Genomic DNA, 21,647 nt, shown 5'->3' on the forward strand with positions numbered 1-21,647 from the left:
GTTCCATAAAAAAATAAATAATATGAAAACAGCATATATAGTATCCGCTTACCGAACTGCAGTAGGAAAAGCACCAAAAGGTTTATTTCGTTTTAAAAGACCTGACGAATTAGCCGCAGAAACTATCGAACACATGATGGCGCAATTGCCAAATTTCGATAAAACACGTATTGATGACGTAATGGTTGGTAACGCCATGCCAGAAGCAGAACAAGGTTTAAATGTTGGTCGTTTAATTTCTTTAATGGGATTAAAGGTAAACGATGTACCTGGTGTAACTGTGAATAGATATTGTGCTTCAGGTTTAGAAACTATCGGAATGGCAACTGCAAAAATCCAATCAGGAATGGCACATTGTATCATTGCGGGTGGAGCGGAAAGTATGAGTTATATTCCAATGGGTGGTTACAAACCAACTCCAGATTATAAAGTCGCAGCTGCTGGTAATGAAGATTACTATTGGGGAATGGGTTTAACAGCTGAAGCCGTTGCGAAACAATTCAACATTTCAAGAGAAGATCAAGATAAATTTGCATTCGAATCACATATGAAAGCCTTAAAAGCGCAAGCAGATGGAAAATTCGATAGCCAAATTGTACCAATTAATATAGAGCAAACGTTTGTAAACGAAAACGGTAAAAAAGAAACAAAATCGTATGTTGTTTCAAAAGATGAAGGTCCAAGATTTGGAACTACAGTAGAAGCTTTAGCGAATTTAAAACCAGTATTTGCTGCGGATGGATCTGTTACGGCAGGAAATTCTTCTCAAATGAGTGATGGTGCTGCTTTCGTTTTAGTGATGAGTGAAGAAATGGTGAAAGAATTAAACTTAGAACCTATTGCACGTTTAGTCAACTTTGCTTCTGCAGGTGTTGAACCAAGAATTATGGGAATCGGACCAGTAAAAGCTATTCCAAAAGCTTTATCTCAAGCAGGATTAACTTTAAAAGATATCGATTTAATTGAATTGAATGAAGCCTTCGCTTCTCAAGCTTTAGCAGTAACTCGCGAATTAGGTTTAAATCCAGATATCATCAATGTAAATGGTGGTGCGATTGCTTTAGGTCATCCACTTGGTTGTACAGGTGCAAAATTATCAGTACAATTATTCGAAGAAATGAAATTAAGAAAATCAAAATACGGTATTGTTTCTATGTGTGTCGGAACTGGACAAGGAACTGCCGGAATTTATGAATTAATGTAAAAATAAATAGTGGGACACAGATTTAAGAATCAGTGAAATTTTTAATACTCTGTTCCAAAATAAAAACTTTAAAATATTTTAAAAATGGAAGACATAACAAGAGGTGGTCAGTTTTTAGTAAAAGAAACAAAATGTGAAAACGTTTTCACACCAGAAGATTTTAACGAAGAGCAAATTATGATGCGTGATTCTGTAAAAGAATTCGTAGATAAAGAACTTTGGGCACATAAAGATAAATTTGAGAAAAAAGATTACGCGTACACCGAACAATGTATGAGAAATGCTGGAGCATTAGGATTCTTAGGAGTTGCTGTTCCAGAAGCGTATGGCGGATTAGGAATGGGATTTGTAAACACAGCTTTAGTTTGTGATTATATTTCCGGTGCAACAGGTTCTTTTTCAACGGCTTTCGGTGCGCATACAGGAATTGGAACAATGCCAATTACATTGTACGGAACAGAAGAACAAAAACAAAAATATGTACCAAAATTAGCTTCAGGTGAATGGTTTGGTTCATACTGTTTAACAGAACCAGGCGCAGGTTCTGATGCAAATTCTGGAAAAACGAAAGCGGTTTTATCTGCTGATGGAAAACATTATTTAATTTCAGGACAAAAAATGTGGATTTCAAACGCAGGTTTTTGTAATGTAATGATTGTTTTTGCTCGTATCGAAGATGATAAAAACATCACAGGTTTTATTGTGGAATACGATAGAGAAAATTTAAACGGAATCACTTTAGGTGAAGAAGAACATAAATTAGGAATTAGAGCAAGTTCAACTCGACAAGTTTTTTATAATGAAACTAAAGTTCCAGTTGAAAATATGCTAGCAGGAAGAGGTGAAGGTTTCAAAATTGCCATGAATGCTTTAAATGTTGGACGTATTAAATTAGCAGCTGCATGTTTAGAAGCACAAAGAAGAACAATTTCTGGAGCTGTAAAATATGCAAACGAAAGAATGCAGTTTAATGTGCCAATTTCTAGTTTCGGTGCGATTCAAGCAAAAATTGCTGAAATGGCAGCGAATTGTTATGTAGATGAAAGTGCGACTTATAGAGCTGCTGGAGATATTCAAAACAGAATTGAAGCGCGTGAAGCAGAAGGAAATACGCACCAAGATGCAGAATTAAAAGGAGTGGAAGAATATGCAATTGAATGTTCTATCTTAAAAGTGGCGGTTTCAGAAGATGTACAACATTGTACAGATGAAGGAATTCAAATTTTTGGAGGAATGGGATTCTCTGAAGATACACCAATGGAATCAGCTTGGAGAGATGCTCGTATTGCTCGTATTTACGAAGGTACAAACGAAATCAATCGTATGCTTTCTGTAGGAATGTTGGTTAAAAAAGCGATGAAAGGTCATGTTGATTTATTAGGTCCAGCTATGGCTGTTGCCGAAGAATTAATGGGAATTCCATCTTTTGATATACCAGATTACACAGAATTATTAGCAGAAGAAAAAGAAATGGTTGGTAAACTGAAAAAAGCATTTTTAATGGTGGCTGGAGCAGCAGTTCAAAAATTTGGAGCTGAATTAGAAGCACACCAACAATTATTAATGGCTGCTTCAGATATGTTAATTGAAATTTACATGGCAGAAAGTGCTTTGTTAAGAACAGAAAAAATGGCTAAAAAATTAGGTGCTGATAAAGTAGCTGATCAAATAGCAATGACACAATTATATTTATACAACGCTGTAGATGTTGTAACTCAAAAAGGAAAAGAAGGAATTGTTTCTTTTGCTGAAGGCGACGAACAACGTATGATGTTAATGGGATTACGCCGTTATACAAAATATGTAAATATGCCAAACGTAGTGAAATTACGTGAGCAAATTGCCGCTAAAGTAATCGCAGAAAACAATTACTGTTTTTAATTATTAGTTTGTTTGTATAAAAAAGTCCTGAGAAATCAGGACTTTTTTTATTTCTGTATTTGCCTTCCAACTTCCATCTTCCATCTTCCATCTTCCAGCTTCCAGCTTCCAACTATGTATTCACCTCTAAATCTTTAATGTAATCTTCATTCTCATAAAAGAAACGTTCAAAAGCTTCCATCTTATCATAAAAAAAATTAAAAATCGTTTCCCAATCGGTTTTTCGGTTCAAACTCACATCTGAAAGTTCCACCCAAACCCGACTGATAATTTTCCCGCTTTCTAAATAATGGTCTCGATCGAACATCACATCTGGCAAAAATTCTTCTCTCAAAATATCTTTTAAGGATTCCACTTTTTCGAAATAAATTTTTCGTTTGTTTTCATCTTTTGGTTCAATATCCAGCATAACGTATGCTTTTTTATTGTCGACATTAAACTTAAACGTCACATCTTTAATTTTGGTATTATACAATAACCATTTTCTTGGATACTCGTTTCCGAAAGTGGACCAAAATTCTTTTTTTATTAATTGCGCGTCGTCTTTACTATACATTTTTGTGAATATTTTTTGTAACTTTATAAATTAGAAAACTAAAAATGGATTTCAGTCACTTTATAAATAATATTGCAAATTTAAAGAAAGAAAAGTTGTTAGCCACAGATGCGCACATAAAAATGGCACCTTTGGAAAGAATAACTTATCTTAAGGATAAATCGTACACAGAAAAGAAACCCAGAAATGCTGCGGTTTTAATGTTGGTGTATCCAAAAAATGATATCGCACATTTGGCTTTGATTGTCCGAAATACCTATCCCGGCGTTCATTCTTCGCAAATTGGTTTTCCTGGTGGAAAGGAAGAATTGGAAGATGGAACTCTTGAAATTACAGCACTTAGAGAAACAGAAGAAGAAGTAGGTGTAGCTATGCATAAAGTTGAGGTAATCCGACAATGTAGCGAAATATATATTCCACCAAGTAATTTTTTGGTCACGCCTTATTTAGGTTTTTCAACTGAAAATTTAGAGTTCACTCCTAATCCAGATGAGGTGAAACGCGTTTTGGAATTACCTATTCATCAATTACTTAATGATGAAATTATTGTGCAAACGAAAATGACAACTTCTTATGCTACAAATATTGATGTTCCTGCTTTTCAAGTAGAGAAATATGTGGTTTGGGGCGCTACTGCTATGATGCTCAGTGAATTAAAAGAGTTGTTTAAAAACGCAGTGAAGTAATAGAAAATTGCTAAATTTGCAACCCTTTTATAAACGTTAAACTTATGGGATTATTTAAAAGAAATCCATTCGGACATATATTATTTATCAAAAAATGGCTGATTCGTATTTTTGGTGCGATTACCCATTCTAGATACAGAAGTTTCAATAATTTACAAATTGATGGTTCTGAAATTATTAGAAGTTTACCAGATACGAATGTACTTTTTATTTCAAATCACCAAACGTATTTTGCAGATGTAACCGCTATGTTTCATGTATTCAATGCAGCATTAAAAGGTAGAGAAGACAATATTAAAAATGTTTTTTACTTATGGGAACCGAAGCTAAACATCTATTATGTGGCAGCTAAAGAAACCATGACAGAAGGTTTGTTACCAAGAATTTTGTCTTACATTGGAGCAATTACTGTAGAAAGAACTTGGCGTGCAGAAGGTAAAGATGTACAAAGAGAAGTCAATCCAAACGATACAGAAAATATTAAAATCGCTTTAGAAGATGGTTGGGTAATTACGTTTCCGCAAGGCACAACTCGTTCCTTCAAACCGGTTCGTAAAGGAACGGCACATATTATCAAACAGCATAAGCCTATAGTTGTTCCAATTGTAATTGATGGATTCAGAAGATCGTTTGATAGAAAAGGATTATTCGTAAAGAAAAAAGGAATTTTGCAATCCATGGAAATTAAACCTCCGTTAGAAATAGATTACGAAAACGATTCGATTGAAAAAATTGTAGAGCAAATAGAATACGCCATCGAACAACACGCTTCGTTTTTAAAAGTAATTCCACAAGAAATTCTAGAAGAAGAAGTAAAACTAGACAAAGAACGTCAATGGAAATATTAGAATTTATCTTCTTGTCAATCTGAACTAGTTTCAGATTCTAAAAAAAAATGTTTGAGATTCTGAAACTAGTTCAGAATGACAAACATTTTTTTTAATACTCTATTTTCTGTAATTCGTTGTAATTGCGTTTTAGTCTACGTAATAAGAAACCATATAGCACTTTATAAAATAAATAGAATATTAATATTAGAAATAAGACTAATAAGATACAACAAACAATAAAGACACTTTCATACTTTTCTAAAAGAACATTTAAGTTGTTGTCATATTTACTTTGAAAGTATATAACAATCATTCCAGTTATTCCAGCAATGACTAAATTATACCAAACATAATATTTTACAATTCTTCTAGTTTTAATAATGTCTTTCATTAAATTACTTACAGATGAAGTTGCGCTTATATTTTTTAAATTCTTATAGAAATAAAATATAAATCCTAACAAAACAACCATATTTATTATTGTAGCTGTTTTTTCGATATCATAAATATGAATTTGCTTCAGTTTGTTCTTTAAATTTTCATCGAAAAATAAAGATAAATCCATTAGTCGTAAAATTAAAAATTCAACAATACTAATGATAAATATCCATTTCACAATAGAAGACGAACTTTTGTGCAACATGCCGTAAATTTCATTTTCAGAAACTTGTTTAAATTGCCCATCGTTTTTCTTCCAGTCTTTTTTTAATAATTCTAATTCATCCATAGGTTACGGATTTAATATTTTTTTAAGTTTCCCTTTAATCCTGTTCATTTTCACTCGCGCATTCACTTCACTAATTCCCAGTGTTTCGGAAATTTCAGTGTAATCTTTATCTTCTAAATATAAAAAAATCAAAGCTTTGTCAATATCATTCAACTCGGCAATGGCTTTATACATTAATTTTAGTTGTTCTTCTTCTTCGAAATTATATTCGTCCGTTTTTATTCTGTGAAATTCTGTGTCAAAAGGTGTCGTTTCAATGCTCCTTTTTTTCTTTCGATATAAAGTAATAGCGGTATTCAACCCAACACGATACGCCCAAGTTGTAAATTTAGATTCGCCTCTAAATTTCGGGAAAGCCTTCCATAACTGAATGGTGATTTCCTGAAATAAATCATTGTGCGAGTCTTGGTCAGAAGTATATAGCCTACAAATTTTGTGGACAATATTCTGATTTGCTTTTAATTGTTTAACGAAACTTTCTTCCGATTCAGATTTCATAACTAATAAGTAGCTGTGTAGTAGTTTTTGTTACAAAGATCATAAACAAATTTCAATATCAATTTCTAAAATCAATTTCAATTTTCAAAACTTATAGGAACTATTCAAGCGAAGCGCCTTTTTTTTATGATAAACTAAATAAACTAAGTGGTTCAAAAAAAACTTATATGACTTATATGTTTTAAATAATATAATGATATTGATTTTTATGAACATAAAGATTTCTTAAATTTCTCTAATCTGTGTTCCGAAACATCCATTTTCTTAACTATGTTATCTTTATTTAGCAAAGCGCCTAATTATATTAAAAATTCTATTGTGCCTATGTGTTTCAAAAAAATCTAATTGCATCTTCGAAATCTGTATAATCTGTGTGCCTATTTCTAAAATATAGTTTAAATTTGTAAATAAACACTTTTACAATTTATTTTATAAAAAATGTAAATATAACTAAATCAATACTTTAATATTTATTTCGTCTAATTTTATTTGTGAGTAAATTAAATATTTTATGAGTGAAATTTATTTTTGTTAGTAAAATTTTGAGTAATTTTTGTATATTTGATTTTGTAAAAATCTTGCAAAATGAATATAAATATTATCCATACTAAAGATAAAAACTCAGAAAATGGGTTTGTCTATGTAAATTATTCTTTACCAAACCACCCACCTAAAAGGGTTTCGACTAAAATTAAAATGTTGTCAGGAGACTTTAAGAAGTATTACGATAATACTTTTAAAAATTTTAAACCAAATAAGCAAATAGATTTTACAGAAATTCGTTTAAAAATTGAACAAATGAAAACTCAAAATCCATTTGAAAAACCAATTACAACTAATGATGATGATTTTATTAAGTTCTTTGAAGAACAAATTCCACATGATCTATTAGTAAGCGAAGGATCTCAAATTAGTTATACACATATTTTAAACAAGTTAAAAAAACATTATCCAATTCTATTATTTAAGAATATTGATAATAATATGAGGGATGAATATTTTTTAAAATTAAAAACCGAAAAAACGAAAAATGAAAAACTACTATCAAACCAAACTATAAAAAATCATTTTGTTGTTATAAAGAAATACATAGGTTTAGCAAATAGAAAGAAACAGGCTAATATTATTTTTGATTTTGTCGATTTGAAGTTTGGGAAAAAGAAAAAGAAACCATATTTATTAAGTGATAATGATATGAATAAATTATTAAAATACCCTTCTAATGAAAGATATTATTACGATGTCACTTTTGGACTTTTGCAATACTTTGGCAATGGATTACGATTTAGTGATTTGCTTTTTTTAAAAGTTGATAGTTTTAAAGACGAATATGTAGCACTCCAAAGCCCAAAGACAAATGACTATATTAACGTACCATATTCAGCAATGTTTGTAAGGACTCTTTACAAATATCTGTTTAGAGACAATAACCGACTTATGAAAATTGTAGATTTCGATTTAATAGTTGATGTGGCAAGGGATAATGATAATGTTACGTTAATGAAAAATGAAATAATTATCGAGTTAAAAAGATTATCTGTTATAAATAAGCATCCTTATGTTTTTCAGGTATCGAAAGAATTACAAGGTTATGACTTTCAAACTTCCTTTACAAAAGAGCAATTTATATCATTAAATCGTGAACGGACAAAGCTAAGTAATCATTTACAATTTATTGCAAAAAGTTTAGAATTGGATTGTGAAAGATTATCAACACATGCCTTCAGATATAAGTTTGTAGATACTTGTTTGAAAAATAATGTAGATATTTATAAAATTAGCAAGGCGTTAAATCATAAGAGTATAGCAATAACGGAATTGTACATAAAAAGAAATTTTAATTTGCAAGATAATACTGAAATATCAAATATTTTTGACTCAATACACTTACGTTAATATTTAATTACCGGTATATTTAAAAACATATTAAAACATATAAATATGCTAATTCAACCTTATGACCTATTGGTTAAAAATTTACCTTACAAAAAAATGCCAGGATATTTGAAATCAATAAAAATAAATCCTGATGCGATTGCTATATCTATTACTGATGATGGGAAAAAATATGTTCCAATAGACTGGAAAAATTATTTACCTCATGGTCATAAAGTGGTTAAGATTATCCTGTGTAAAAAGTATAATCTTTTTCTTCTCGTTGGTTATTCAAAAGATGGCGAATCGATAATCTATAATGATGGCTTCTCTAAACATTTGTTACATGGAGAATCAAATATTGTTGGTAAAACTAATATTTGTAATGATCATAGCTCCAATCATAAATACAAATTTCAACGTTTAGATATATTGTTGGACAAAATTGGACATTCAGATTCTGGTATATCTTCTTTGTCAAATTTGACAAATGAAGAAAAAAAAGAACTGATAGAATTATCAAAAAAATAATCTCATAAAGACTATGAAATTTCATTTAATAATTTTATTCACAATACTATCTTTTCAATATTCCATTTCGCAAGTACACGAAGAGCTTGGAGTTAAATTCACATTAAAAGACAGTGAAGTTATTGTCGAAAACATTGATAAGAAATTCAAAGAATTTAAGATAATTGAAATAGACACGACCAGTTTTACAATAATTGAGTTATCTATCAATTACCAAATTGAAGGGAGTTTTGTCAAAAGTCATATACTGTATACAAAAAATGGTAATGTTGTAATTGAAATCATTTCTGATAAATTAAAAAAGAAAATTATTTTTAAAAGAAAATAATGTGTACTGCTATTCGATTTCAAAGCTATTTTGGCATTTAAAAAGGATGTTTTTACAACACTTTCATTTAAAAAAACTCAAAAGTGAGTAACAATAGAATGATGCATTTATATAATTCAAAAAAATATTTATTATTATTTTAAAATATTATTTATTACTATATTTCTTTTAAACGGGTAGTAGTGGTCTTTATATTCTTCAATGTATTTATTTTTAGCTTTTTTAGACCAAAAGCGGGGAGTTTTGTTTAAATCGGCAATTAAATTAGACAAGTGATAGACCAAATAATTCATTTCTCTATTTGATACATTATTTAAGTCTTTATGTCCAATTTTAAAAAGATCTAAATTGCAATCGTTTTTCAGACAAACTTTATCTATATTTAGACGTCCAATTTCATCGTAACTAATAAAGTCAAAAGGAATTTTCTTATCAACAAAGAAATTTATTAAGTCATCCAACTCTTTTTGATATTGCTTTTTAACTTTGTTATTTTTTCCGAAAGTCAAATATAGCAATTGTACTTTTTCTCTCAAAAAATAATAATCTTTTATCATTATCATTATCTTTTCAAGATCCAAAGTTACATGACATGCCCTTACAGCCAATTCAACTCTTTTTTCAAAAGTCAGTTTCATTCCTTCGGGCAAGTTGTCATAGAATTCATCTCCGCAAGATAATTTACCAACCTGTTTTTTTACGATTTGAGACGTTGATTTTGTATTGTAATCGTAAAGTTTAACCCTTATTACAGAAGATTTTTCTAATAAATCATTTAATTTTATTTCATTATGCAAGTATTTGAGGATTGATAATTTATTGATAATGAAGGATATCTTCCCACTTCCATCATCTAACAAGACCTCCGCTGTTATTTTGTTATTTTTAAAATGAATAACAAAAATATCGCCCTCGCAATTTATCAGTGTATATGTGTTTGTCATAGTTATGATTTTTTATAGTATATATTAAAAATATTTCTTTCTGAATATTTTTTTCCTAAAATAAAAAGCTTTTAACTATCAACAGTAAAAGAGACTGATTTATAAAAAAACCAAGAGTGGATTATTCTAAATTAAATATATCTTTGAAATCGTTTTCATTTTCTAATTTTGATAATTGTTGTTGATAATATGATTTCAATCGTTTATTATTTTCATTTTCTATTATTGTACAAAATGTATTATCGATTATTTTGTTTGATTTGCTTATTATTGGTTTAATAATTGCATTCTGTGATTTTCTTCTAAATATTCTTGCATCATCACTATTTTTTAAAAGAATTTTATCAATATCGATTAAACAATTAGTATCTGCAATCTTAAAATAATTGAATAATGAATATAGATAGACTTCATCAGTTAGTCTACTCAAATCTATAATTATAGAGTTATCTATATTTTGTTTGGTATATTCCTTTTTGGAATATTCTGGGAGCCTGTTATATTTATTGTCAGTTAAAATATCCGAATCATTATTTTTACTAATCCACTTTGAGGTAGTTTTTTTTAGTGAATTTTCAAATGTTAATCCAAGCTCAATTCTATATATTGGTTTGTTAATATTTAATACACTTAAGCTTTTGTAATATTCCAAAATATACGGTTTATTTATTTCTTTTAAAACATTACTCTTATTTTCAATTCGCATAAATCGTTTACGTGGTTGTTTACTATCAATGTCTTTGTTACACAAATTTTTAAAACTATCTTTTTTTGAATGTAAATATATTGTTGTAATATCAATGACATTTTTTATTAAATCACTAGATTTTTTTTTGTTTAATTTACAATTCATAATGTTAACAAAACCTTTATTGATGTTAACATATTCTCTCTTGTATGAATCAATTATATAATCTTTTATAATTGATGACTCAATGCTTTCAATATTCTTAGTAAACGAAATCAAAAGATTTTTATTAGTATTTATACAGATATCAATTTTCCGAACTTTCGCATTTTTTTTTAAATTATAAGAGTGGAGAAAATCGTTTAAAATATTTTGAAAATCATTTCTGTAAAATATTTTGTTGTCAAAATGTACATATGAATAATTTGTATATTGTAGTAGGCCAATATTAATAAAACCTATAAAGAATTTTGAATTATTATCGTAGCGATTAATTGTATAAGTTTTATTATAACCTTTCGAAGGTTTTATTTGTTCAATAATAAAATTTGAGATATTGTTCTCATCAAACGAGTTAGTGTCGAAGGATAATTGTAGTAGATCAAGATGAATAATTGTAGTCATAAATGTATATATAATTTTTTTGTTTTATTAGGATTAACAGTATTTAACAAGGTTAAAGTACGTGCCTATTGAAGTCCTAATTATTATTATTATATATAATTTAGCAACTATTATGTTTTAATTTTTTTGAAATATTTTTTTATATATTGTGGTATGAAATTGTATGGTGCGTCATGAAAATATTAGCTGTAAAATTTCATTTATAAGAAATTTTACAGCTAACAAAAAATCAACCATTCGGAATGATTGCAATCTAGTAGCAGAAATCATAATACGAACAATTTATTCAAAACAAAACTGTAACACATTAACTACAAAATTATTATCTTCAGAAATATGGTAATCTTTTACGGTCTAGAATGATACAGACGTTTAATATTATTGCTTTTGATATTAATTCTTTAGATAAAAGATGGAATTTTAATACTTTATTAAAAGCATAGGTAATATGAGCCTTTTTATTTTAGTAATCTTTATTAAAATATCTTACCCGTCTTTTTTTTTTTGTAAAAACACTTTTTTATATTATAATATTTTTTTTATTTCGATAATGTTCATTACATTTGAATGTTCATTGTCAATGAACACTTAAATAAAATGAACACAATGTATAAAGATAATGATTTTGTTTACGAAGCTTTTTCTAATTTACAAGAATTGGTAAAGATGGAAATAACAGTAGACAGTACTAGACAACCTTATGATGCTGTTATACAAATAAGTAATCATACGTTTTATTGTATAGCTAAGAAAAATGCAAGAAAATCAAGCTTAGGAATTGTTATAAACCAAATTAATGAGTTTAAAAATTCTATTAAACAAGATAGAAGAATACTATTTGTTGGCGAATATATAGCTAAAGATGTAGCAGATTCATTAATTCAAAACAACATAAATTATTTAGATGTATCTGGAAATTGTTTTATTAATGCTGATGATTTGAAAATAATTATTGAAGGTAGGAAACAGATAAAACAGAAAAATGTAAATCAAGCGAGAGCATTTCAAGAAGCAGGGTTAAAACTCATATTATTGCTGTTGACTGATAAGGAAGCTTTAGAATATTCATATAGAATGCTTGCTGATAAGGCAAATATTGCATTAGGTTCAGTAAGTCAAATAATGAAAGAATTAGAGGAAAGCAACTATATTTTAAAAACAAATGAAAAAAGGATTCTTAAAAATATAGACGATTTAATAGAAAGATGGGTTGTTTCTTACAACGATATTTTGAAGCCTAGATTATTGAGGAAAACATATAAAGCAATTAATCTTGATTATTTACGAAAAATAGTAAGTGATAACAATACTAAATTTTTGCTTTTTGGAGGCGAACCTGCTGCAGAGAAAATGACAAATTATCTTAAGCCTTTAGAGTATATTATTTACTCAAATGATGACTTAAGTATTATAGGTAAAGAACTAATGTTAGTTCCAGACAATAATGGAAATATTAAAATATACAATACTTGTTGGACAGAAAGTTTAAACAATGAATATCTAAATATTGCACCGGCGTTAGTAGTTTATGCAGATTTAATTGGAAGTGGAAACAGCAGAAATATTGAAACAGCAAAAATGATATTAGAAAATGAGTTATAAAATAAGTAGCGATAAAATAGAACACCCATTATTGAAGCCATTATTAGAAGAATTGATTCCTTTTTTTGAGCAACAAGAAGTTAAATTTTTTGTGATAGGTGCAACCGCAAGAGATATTATTTTAGAAATAAATGGAGAACAACCTGGTAGAAGAACCCAAGATATTGATATTGCCATTACAATTGATAAATGGGAACAGTTTGAAAAAATTTCAGAAGAACTTACAAAACTTGAAAATTTCTCTAAGGATAAAGAACAAAAACAACGCTTTTTATATTTTAATAAATTTCAATTAGACATGGTTCCGTATGGTGGAATTATGGAAGAAAATGATAAGATTTATTGGCCTCCAGACCAGAACTTTGCAATGAATGTTTTGGGTTTTAAAGAAGTACAAAAAGAAACAGTTTCCATAACATTAGATGAAAAAATTGAATTTGAAGTTGTAGACCTAATTGGTATTTTTCTTTTAAAGATTGTTGCATGGAAAGATAGAAATTACAAAGGAAATAAAGATGCTGATGATATGGCATTTATACTTCAAAATTACTTGAATATAAACGAAGAAAGAGCTGTAAATAAATATTATGACATAGTTTATAGTATTGAAGATTTCACTGTTTTAAAAGCCAGTGCTGCTTTAATTGGAATTGATTTATATGAACTTATAAAGGAAAATATAAAAGTTGTTGAATATGTAATTGATATTTTAGAAGAAGAAATTTCAAAAACAGAGAGAAGCATTTTAATAAACCAAATGATTGAAACACACAATATTTTAAAATTTGATGATATATTTCAATCTATTCAAATAATTATAAATACACTAAAAAAATAACCAAAAATATATGTCAGTTGAAGAAATAATTTTAGAAGATAATCAATTAGTCTGTGTACTAACCAACAAACATAAAAAAGCCACTTCACAAGAAAAAAACATGCAATCTATTATTAGAATGTTAAATGAAGAATATGGTTTCGATTTAAATAATATTGATAGAGACGTTAATATTACATTTACTGATCCGGATACTGGAAAAGTAAAAAAACAGAAAATAGAGATTGTCATTTATGAAGAGAATTCTAAACATAATCAAGAAGATATTATAAGGATAGGGATTGTTCAAGATGAAAAGATAAAAGATAATGACAAGAAAAAAGGAGTTACAATTACTTTAGAAAATGCTTTAGCTGCTCTTGATAATTGTGAGTTTGGTTTATGGACAAATGGTAATGATTTAAAATATCTTCAAAAAGAAGATGATGCTTTAGGATTTGATTTTGATTTTTCTGATTTAGCAGATATCCCAGGCTATGGTGAAACTATTGAAGATATAGACCGTGCAGACCGTTCACATAGTCGTAAACCGGCAAATGATTCATTAATTAAAGTATTTAAGCGTTCTCACGATTATATTTATGGAAATGAAGGAAGAAAGAAAGATGCTTTTTGGCAACTTTTATATCTTATTTTTTGTAAGTTGTATGATGAAAAAAGAAGATTTATTTGTATTGAAAATGGCGAATCGTACCGAAGAAAATTTTGGGTAGGTATTAAAGAAAAAAACACAGATGAAGGTAGAAAAAATGTTGCGAAAAGAATTAAAGATATTTTTGAAGAATTAAAACAAGAAGGTACTTTTTCAGATGTTTTTGACGGTAATGAGGCTATAGATTTAACAGATAAAGGAATTGCCTTTATTGCAAGCGAATTAGCAAAATACTCATTCTTAGATGCTACTGTTGACGTTAAAGGTTTAGCTTATGAAACTATTGTAAGTAATACTTTAAAACAAGAAGCAGGTCAGTTTTTCACACCAAGAAATATTGTAAAGGCTATGGTTGAAATGCTTAATCCAAATGAAAAAACCAGAGTTTTGGACCCAGCATGCGGTTCTGGAGGTTTTTTGGTTTTAGTATTGGATCATGTTAGAAAACAAATAGCAAAAGAGTTATATCCTGATTTAGAAGAGGTGTTACTAGTTGAAAAATTTAATACTTATGAAGTAAATGAAAAAGTGCGTCAATATGCTGAGACAAATATTTTTGGATTTGATTTTGATCCTGATTTAAAAAAGGCAGCACGTATGAATATGGTAATGGCAGGTGATGGTCATGCTAATATTTTTCACGTAAACTCTTTAGCTTATCCTAAATGGGAACATCCAACTGAAATTGTAAAAATAAATTCAGCTATTAATAAAAGTTTAGCTAGAATGAAAGATATTGATAATAATTATACTAACGATGCTCGTGGTAAATTTGATATGATTTTTACAAATCCACCATTTGGAGCAAAAGTAAAAGTAGAAAAAGAAATTGCTGAAAAATATTTTCTATCAAAGTATTCTGATGCACCAGAAATTCTATTCATTGAAGCTTGTTACGATTTTTTAAAACCCGGTGGTAAAATGGCTATAGTTTTACCTGATGGAATTTTAGGTAATCCTAATACACTTCGTGTTAGAGAATGGATTTTAGAAAATTTCAAAATATTAGCATCTATAGATTTGGCAGTAGAAGCCTTTCTTCCACAAGTAGGAGTTCAAGCTTCGTTATTGTTTTTAGAGAAAAAAACAGATTTAGATAAGAGTATAGCACGTGAAAGTGACGAAGATTATGACGTTTTTATGGCGATTGCAGAAAAATTGGGTAAAGACCGGAGAGGTAATCCTGTATATGAGCGTGATGAAGATGGTGCCGAAATGTTGTTTAATGTAGAAAATAAATATATTGTTTATGATAAAAATGGTTTAGCAGATGTTAGAACTCGTATTGAAAAACAGAGAGCATTAGATGATGATTTACCAAAAATTGTTATAGCCTTTAATAAATTTATAAATCATATTTAATAATTATGAAAATATTAAATATTAAAAAATCTAGTTTTGAGAATTCTGGTTATCGATTAGACGCAAAACCTTATTTGAGCTCTGGCAATATTGTTTTAGATAAGTTGAAACATTGTAAGTATGAATTAACAAATGTTTTTGCCTACTCTGATGATATTTTTTATGGAGGTCGTGATAAAAGATACTACGTAAGTAATCATGAAAATGGAATACCTTTCATGGGAAGCTCAGATATGTTAAAAAATGATTTATTTGATTTAAAATTAATTTCAAAAAAACTTACCAAAAACTTAGATAATTATTTATTAGATACTGGTTGGATACTAATTTCAAGATCAGGAACTATAGGAAATACAACTTTTACAAATGAATTATTTAAAGGTAAAGCTGCAAGTGAACATATAATAAGAGTAAAACCAAAAAACAATGTGTTTTCAGGTTATTTGTATGCTTATTTATCTTCTAAATTTGGTTATAATTTATTAACTCAAGGTTCTTTCGGTGCTGTTATTCAGCATATTGAGCCTGATTTTGTTGGAAATATACCAGTTCCACTTTTACCTGATGATAAACAAGAGAAAATCCATAAATTGATTTTAGAAGGAGCAGAATTACGAGTTGAAGCTAATAAATATTTAAAAGAAGCAATCGATTACTTTAATAATAAATACGCTGTTAATGGTATAACTAAAATTTTTAATAAAAAGGTAAGTAAATTAAATTTTAGTTGGGCAGCATATAATAATAATATTGAATGTGATAAAATGTATTTAGAAAACAACGAAGATGAGTTTGTTGTTTTAAGTTCAATGGTAAAGGATTGTTTTTCTCCACCAATGTTTAAACATATTTATTTAGATAAAGATAATGGTCATCCATTTTTAACAGGTGCAGAATTAACAAAATTTAATAAAAAATTTTACAGATGGCTTTCTAAAAGAGGAGTTAAGGATATTAATGATTATAAAGTCAAGAAAGGTACACTTTTACTATACAAATCAGGTAATACAGATGGAGGAATTCTTGGTAATGTTTTTATAACTGATGATATTTTAGAAGGAGCGTGTTTATCAGATCATGTTATTAGAATTTTTACAGATGATTTAAGTATTTCATATTGGTTATATGCATTTTTTAAAAGTGAATCAGGTATAAGATTGTTACAAAAAACAGCTACAGGTTCTATGATCCCTTTTATAACAACAGATAGGTTGATGAATTTATTAGTACCTAAACCTAATGAAAATTTTGAAAATATTTCAAAACTTATTGGTAAATATTTAGAACTTAATGTACAGAGCCAATTAAAAGAAAACCAAGCAATTGATTTAATCGAAAAAGAAATTGACGCATGGCAATAATCATAAAACCAACCTATTTTGAGTCTGTTGTTAATGCAGGGGAGCAAAAGTTAATGAATTTTTTAGAGGTTAATCTTCCAGATGATTTCTACTTAATTCCAAATATCGAATTGGTTTCTACAAACACCAAAAATAACCTTACACAATATTGGGAATACGACCTTATTGTAGTGGCTCCTCATGCAATCTTTAATATAGAAAATAAAGATTGGAAGGGGCGAATAGAAGGTGATGATAATACTTGGTATTTAAATGACCAACCTCGTAGAAATCCATTGCGAACCAATAGGCAAAAGACAGCCATACTTGCTTCTAAATTAAAAGAACATAATCCTTCTTGGGGCAGAGCTTGGATTCAAAATATGTTGACATTATCTTATGATAATTACAGCCAACCAATTATTTCACCTGATGATAAAAAGCTAACATTTCAGCTTAAAAAAGAATTAATAAATTATATAACCGATGCCTCTGAACTTAATAAAAGTGAAGAAGCAATTGTAGATATTCAAAAACAAATCGTAGATTATTTATCCGGACAACAAACAAGAAAAAGAGTAGAAGATAAAAAGCAAATCTATGAATACGAAATTGTCAAAATTTTGCATCAAGAAAACAATTTTGTTGAATATTTAGTAAAACCTTTTGGGGCAACTTCTTCATATCGCCGTATAAAAGAATATGCTCTTCAAGTAGTTGGTCTTTCTCCAGAAGAGCTTCGCAAAAGAGAAGAAAAAATAAAAAACCAATATAAAGCTTTAAATAAAATTAAGGCAAAACCATTTATTCTAAACGTTGATTTTAGAATAGATGTTGAAAACCATTTGTTTTATGAAATATCAGATTTCTTAGAAGAAAACTCCTTACGCTCAGAATCACGCATCAAGACTTTCACTTTTAAAGAGAAATTAGAAATTATTAAAAACATCATGGTAGCTTTAAAAGAAGCTCATAAGGAAAATATTTTCCATCGTGATATTAATCCTGATAATATTTATTTAAGTAGTGGTTATGCTTATTTAGGAAATTTTGGTAAATCGTATTTTATTGACCATAGCGAAGAAGGATATACGGTAATGCCTACTATAAATCAAAGTAATGCTACCGCTTATCATCCACTTGAATTAACTGTGGGTGATGCTTCAGTTGTTTCTGATATTTATTCATTGGGTGTTTTGATATATTGGCTATTCACCGAAAAAGAACCTTTTTCTTCTCCATTCGAATTGAATAATTTGGGAGGAAAATTACCGGAAAATATATTGCCATCAAAGCTAAATTCAAATTTACCAAAATGGATTGATGAAGTTTGTTCTAAAACTATACTCATAGATGAGTTTCAAAGAATTGAGAGTATTGAAGAGATACAAGATTTAATTGATAATGCAATATCTATAAGTACTAATACAAACAATGTAACTTTAGAAAGTAATTTACCGAGTAAAGTTGTTTCTTTTGAGGAGTTAAAAGAAGGAGATACTATTGGTGATTATGCAATACATCAGGTTTTGGGTAAAGGTGGTTATTCTAAAGTATTTAAAGTTAAACATCGATTACAAGATAAATTTTACACTTTAAAATTATTTAATGAAAGTGTAAATATAAGTTCTGTTAAAGATGAATATGCAGCTTTAATTGAGTTGCATCATAATAATATTGTAAAGTTCAGTTGGAATGGAGAAACACCCAATGGACAGTTTTATACTTTAATGGAGTATTTGGAAGGTGAAAATTTACGCTTATACACCTCTACAGATGTCAATCTACCTATTCATCAAATTTATAGAGTTGGAATTGATATACTTTCTGCATTAGAAGAAATGCAAAACAAAGAAAAACCAATTATTCATCGAGATATCAAACCTCAAAATATAATTTGGGATAAAGGAGATCGATTCGTTTTAATTGATTTTAATGTTGCGTCTACTATTAATGAAAATAAAGATTTTGTTGGAACAAATCCATATTTAGCTCCAGACCTAATTGAATCGAACTATAAAGTAAATTGGGATTTATCTGCCGATTTATTTGCATTAGGAGTAACACTTTATGAGTTGGTTTGTAAACAATATCCTTGGCATCCAAACAAAATAGCAATTGTTGGAAGGCAGCCTAATAATCCTAAAAATGTTGAAAAGAGAATATCAAATGAGTTTGCAGAATTTCTTTTAAAAGCAATTGCAACGAATAAAAATGAGAGATTCAAGAGTGCTAATGATATGATTGCTGCACTTCAGAAACTTGAGTTCAATCTTTTAGAGGAAGAAAATGATTCAATTGAAGATATCAGTTCAAGAAATAAACTATATCAAACACAAATATCAATAATACAGTCTCCAAGCTTTAATGTAAAGCTATACGACAAAATGAATTCTTATGTTGATTTACATGAATCGATTGATAATGTTTTATCTCGTTTCAAAAGTAATATTGAAAAATATAAGTCTTCAATTGATTTAGGTGAAAAAATTAAACTTGTTTTAAAAGTTGATGGCGAATCAATTATTAATGAAACTTTTTGGAATGGTGGTGCAAGAAATTTTAATCCAGGTAATATTGAAAGAGTTTATCAGGCTTTAAAAGAACTATTTGATACAAATAGAGATAAAATAAAAGCTCATAAAATTTCTGTCGAAGGAATTAATATGGTTGATTACTTAAATTCATTGTATAGCCAGTCAAAATATGGTAATTACGGTACTCGTGTAAATTTTAATACAAACAAATTAGACGAAGATACTTATACACCTACAAAGTTAGACAAAACATTAATGCCTGCTATCGTTGATGGTAAGTATAAAATGATAATAATTACAGGAAACGCAGGCGATGGTAAAACAGCATTTGTTAAAAAAATAGAGCAAAATCCATTAGTTAGAAATATTGAACATTTTGCTCATAAAAACGGCGCTCGTTTTATGATTAATGGGTTAAATTATGAAAGTAATTATGATGGTTCTCAAGATGAAAACGATAATGAAAATAATGATGTTTTAGAAAAATTCTTTGAACCATTTGAAAATTTAACTAATTATAGTAAAGCTAGTGAAGGAAGAATTATAGCTATAAATGAAGGAAGATTAGTTGAGTTTCTAACAACTTCTGATAAGCATAATCAATTAGCAAAAAATATTGAAGATTATTTTTATAAAGAAGGTAATGTTGAATTGCCTGAGGGTATCCTTGTGATTAACCTTAATCTTAGATCTGTTGTTTCAGATTCTAGTGGAGAAGGAAGTTTATTTAAAAAACAAATTAAAGCATTAACAAGAAAGGAATTGTGGAATAATTGTCAAAGTTGTGATTTGGCAAGTAAATGTTTTATTAATTACAATGTAAAAACTTTTAGTGATGAAGCTTCAGGAGAAGCTGTAATCAATCGTTTAGAGTGGCTATTAAGGACAGTAAGTTTAAAAAGAGAGCTACACATAACAATGCGTGATGTTCGTTCATTTGTAGCGTTTTTACTTACAAGAGATTTTGCTTGTGAAGATATTAGGAAGATTAGTAATGAAACAACTACACCTGAGCAATATTGGCAATATTATTATTTTAATATTTCAAATCCTAAAATCAATGATTCAGGTAATAATGATAGGTTAATTAAACTAATCAGGGAAACAGATATAGGTGAAGTTGCAATCCCAAAATTAGATAGAGAATTGTTTTTCAACAGACATCATCAAAAAGACTATTTAGAATTTTTAGAAAGAGAAGGAACACTATTAGAAATATTCAATGAATATAAATATTTGTTGCCTGCTCATGAGCAAACTCCTGAAAATATTGAACAATCTAGAGACAGACAAAAAGTTTTTGTGAGACATCAATATTTTGAAGGTAAGTTGTTTATGATTGAAAATTCAAATAATTCTCAAAATAGTTCACAAGATGATAAATCTAAAATTAATAAGCCATCTTATTTATTGAGGATTCCATATAAATCTGTATTTGAATTCGTAAATATTCTAAAAAGTGAAAACATAACTGAAAAAATAAAGAATTCAATATCAAGGGCAGTATCATTAAATGAAGGTTGTAATAATTATTCACTTGATGAGAAAAATTTGATTCTTGCATCAACAGAAATTAAAGATCCTTTTGGTAAATCATTTAAATTATTTCCATTAGATGAGTTTGAATTGTTTGTAAATAAAGCAGATCATCTCACTAGATATATTGAATATGAAGCAGATAGTTTAATTTTTAGACATAAGTCGCATAAACACATAAATCTTACTATTTCACTAGATTTATTCGAAATGCTTTACTTTATTCAAAAAGGATTTAGTCCATCTTTAAATGATTTAAAAGGAAGATTCGTAGAGTTAATTGTTTTTAAAAATCTACTTGAGAACTTAAAGTACGATGAAATAGTGGTTACATCGGACAATAAAACATTTTATTCAATAAAGAAAAATAGTTATAACAAAATAGCTATTAACAAATTAGCAATATAA

General features: G+C 28.4%; 17 protein-coding genes. 12 read left to right on the top strand and 5 right to left on the bottom strand.

All coding sequences use genetic code 11. The annotated features are described in order from the left end of the window. The first annotated feature begins 22 nt into the window (after positions 1-22). Both G6N05_RS14055 and G6N05_RS14060 read left to right on the top strand, forming a co-directional pair. Complete coding sequence (locus tag G6N05_RS14055; RefSeq protein ID WP_166130955.1) at positions 23-1,204, top strand: thiolase family protein; 1,182 nt, start codon at positions 23-25, stop codon at positions 1,202-1,204. 84 nt (positions 1,205-1,288) lie between these two features. After that, positions 1,289-3,085 carry an acyl-CoA dehydrogenase family protein gene (locus G6N05_RS14060; protein ID WP_166130959.1) on the top strand — a complete coding sequence of 599 codons (1,797 nt, stop codon included), beginning with the start codon at positions 1,289-1,291 and terminating at the stop codon, positions 3,083-3,085. A 112-nt stretch (positions 3,086-3,197) separates the two neighbouring features. On the opposite strand, the gene G6N05_RS14065 is transcribed toward G6N05_RS14060, so the two are convergent. Then, a complete protein-coding gene (locus tag G6N05_RS14065) occupies positions 3,198-3,641 on the bottom strand; it encodes a DUF4268 domain-containing protein (protein WP_166130997.1) in 444 nt (147 codons plus the stop codon). A 44-nt stretch (positions 3,642-3,685) separates the two neighbouring features. Between G6N05_RS14065 and G6N05_RS14070 the strand changes: the two genes are divergently transcribed. Beyond that, positions 3,686-4,327 carry an NUDIX hydrolase gene (locus G6N05_RS14070; protein ID WP_166131000.1) on the top strand — a complete coding sequence of 214 codons (642 nt, stop codon included), beginning with the start codon at positions 3,686-3,688 and terminating at the stop codon, positions 4,325-4,327. Between the two features lie 44 nt (positions 4,328-4,371). After that, complete coding sequence (locus tag G6N05_RS14075; RefSeq protein WP_166131005.1) at positions 4,372-5,175, top strand: lysophospholipid acyltransferase family protein; 804 nt, start codon at positions 4,372-4,374, stop codon at positions 5,173-5,175. A 91-nt stretch (positions 5,176-5,266) separates the two neighbouring features. Here G6N05_RS14075 and G6N05_RS14080 read toward each other — a convergent pair whose 3' ends face one another. Next, positions 5,267-5,884, bottom strand: a complete 618-nt coding sequence (locus tag G6N05_RS14080) for a hypothetical protein (protein ID WP_166131008.1) — start codon at positions 5,882-5,884, stop codon at positions 5,267-5,269. Positions 5,885-5,887: 3 nt separating this feature from the next. Next, the gene (locus G6N05_RS14085) at positions 5,888-6,382 is read right to left on the bottom strand and encodes an RNA polymerase sigma factor (RefSeq protein WP_091315763.1); all 495 of its coding nucleotides are present in this window, start codon (positions 6,380-6,382) and stop codon (positions 5,888-5,890) included. 585 nt (positions 6,383-6,967) lie between these two features. Here G6N05_RS14085 and G6N05_RS14090 point away from each other — a divergent pair. The 3 genes from G6N05_RS14090 to G6N05_RS14100 are packed head-to-tail and all read left to right on the top strand — an operon-like array spanning position 6,968 to position 9,116. Beyond that, entirely contained in the window at positions 6,968-8,278 is a 1,311-nt protein-coding gene (locus tag G6N05_RS14090) for a tyrosine-type recombinase/integrase (RefSeq protein WP_166131013.1), read from the top strand. A 45-nt stretch (positions 8,279-8,323) separates the two neighbouring features. After that, positions 8,324-8,788 carry a hypothetical protein gene (locus tag G6N05_RS14095; protein WP_166131016.1) on the top strand — a complete coding sequence of 155 codons (465 nt, stop codon included), beginning with the start codon at positions 8,324-8,326 and terminating at the stop codon, positions 8,786-8,788. 13 nt (positions 8,789-8,801) lie between these two features. Next, positions 8,802-9,116 carry a hypothetical protein gene (locus G6N05_RS14100; RefSeq protein ID WP_166131018.1) on the top strand — a complete coding sequence of 105 codons (315 nt, stop codon included), beginning with the start codon at positions 8,802-8,804 and terminating at the stop codon, positions 9,114-9,116. Between the two features lie 134 nt (positions 9,117-9,250). Here the strand turns inward: G6N05_RS14100 and G6N05_RS14105 are convergent, their stop codons facing one another. Beyond that, positions 9,251-10,060 (bottom strand): hypothetical protein, encoded by an 810-nt coding sequence (locus tag G6N05_RS14105; protein ID WP_166131020.1) that lies wholly within the window; start codon positions 10,058-10,060, stop codon positions 9,251-9,253. A gap of 121 nt (positions 10,061-10,181) precedes the next feature. Further along, the gene (locus G6N05_RS14110; protein WP_166131022.1) at positions 10,182-11,372 is read right to left on the bottom strand and encodes a hypothetical protein; all 1,191 of its coding nucleotides are present in this window, start codon (positions 11,370-11,372) and stop codon (positions 10,182-10,184) included. 606 nt (positions 11,373-11,978) lie between these two features. Here G6N05_RS14110 and G6N05_RS14115 point away from each other — a divergent pair. The 5 genes from G6N05_RS14115 to mads6 are packed head-to-tail and all read left to right on the top strand — an operon-like array spanning position 11,979 to position 21,647. Next, complete coding sequence (locus G6N05_RS14115) at positions 11,979-12,974, top strand: type IV toxin-antitoxin system AbiEi family antitoxin (protein ID WP_166131025.1); 996 nt, start codon at positions 11,979-11,981, stop codon at positions 12,972-12,974. Next, on the top strand, positions 12,964-13,812 hold the full coding sequence (locus G6N05_RS14120) for a nucleotidyl transferase AbiEii/AbiGii toxin family protein (RefSeq protein ID WP_166131027.1): 849 nt from the start codon (positions 12,964-12,966) through the stop codon (positions 13,810-13,812). Before G6N05_RS14115 ends, G6N05_RS14120 begins: the two co-directional genes overlap by 11 nt. Before the next feature lie 10 nt (positions 13,813-13,822). Further along, positions 13,823-15,826 carry a methylation-associated defense system DNA methyltransferase MAD2 gene (mads2, locus tag G6N05_RS14125; protein WP_166131038.1) on the top strand — a complete coding sequence of 668 codons (2,004 nt, stop codon included), beginning with the start codon at positions 13,823-13,825 and terminating at the stop codon, positions 15,824-15,826. 5 nt (positions 15,827-15,831) lie between these two features. Continuing rightward, entirely contained in the window at positions 15,832-17,187 is a 1,356-nt protein-coding gene (gene mads5 / locus G6N05_RS14130; protein WP_166131041.1) for a methylation-associated defense system restriction endonuclease subunit S MAD5, read from the top strand. After that, positions 17,178-21,647 carry a methylation-associated defense system protein kinase MAD6 gene (mads6, locus tag G6N05_RS14135; protein WP_166131045.1) on the top strand — a complete coding sequence of 1,490 codons (4,470 nt, stop codon included), beginning with the start codon at positions 17,178-17,180 and terminating at the stop codon, positions 21,645-21,647. The genes mads5 and mads6 overlap by 10 nt, the downstream gene beginning before the upstream one ends.

The organism is Flavobacterium bernardetii (assembly GCF_011305415.1).
GTDB classification, from domain to species: Bacteria; Bacteroidota; Bacteroidia; order Flavobacteriales; family Flavobacteriaceae; genus Flavobacterium; species Flavobacterium bernardetii.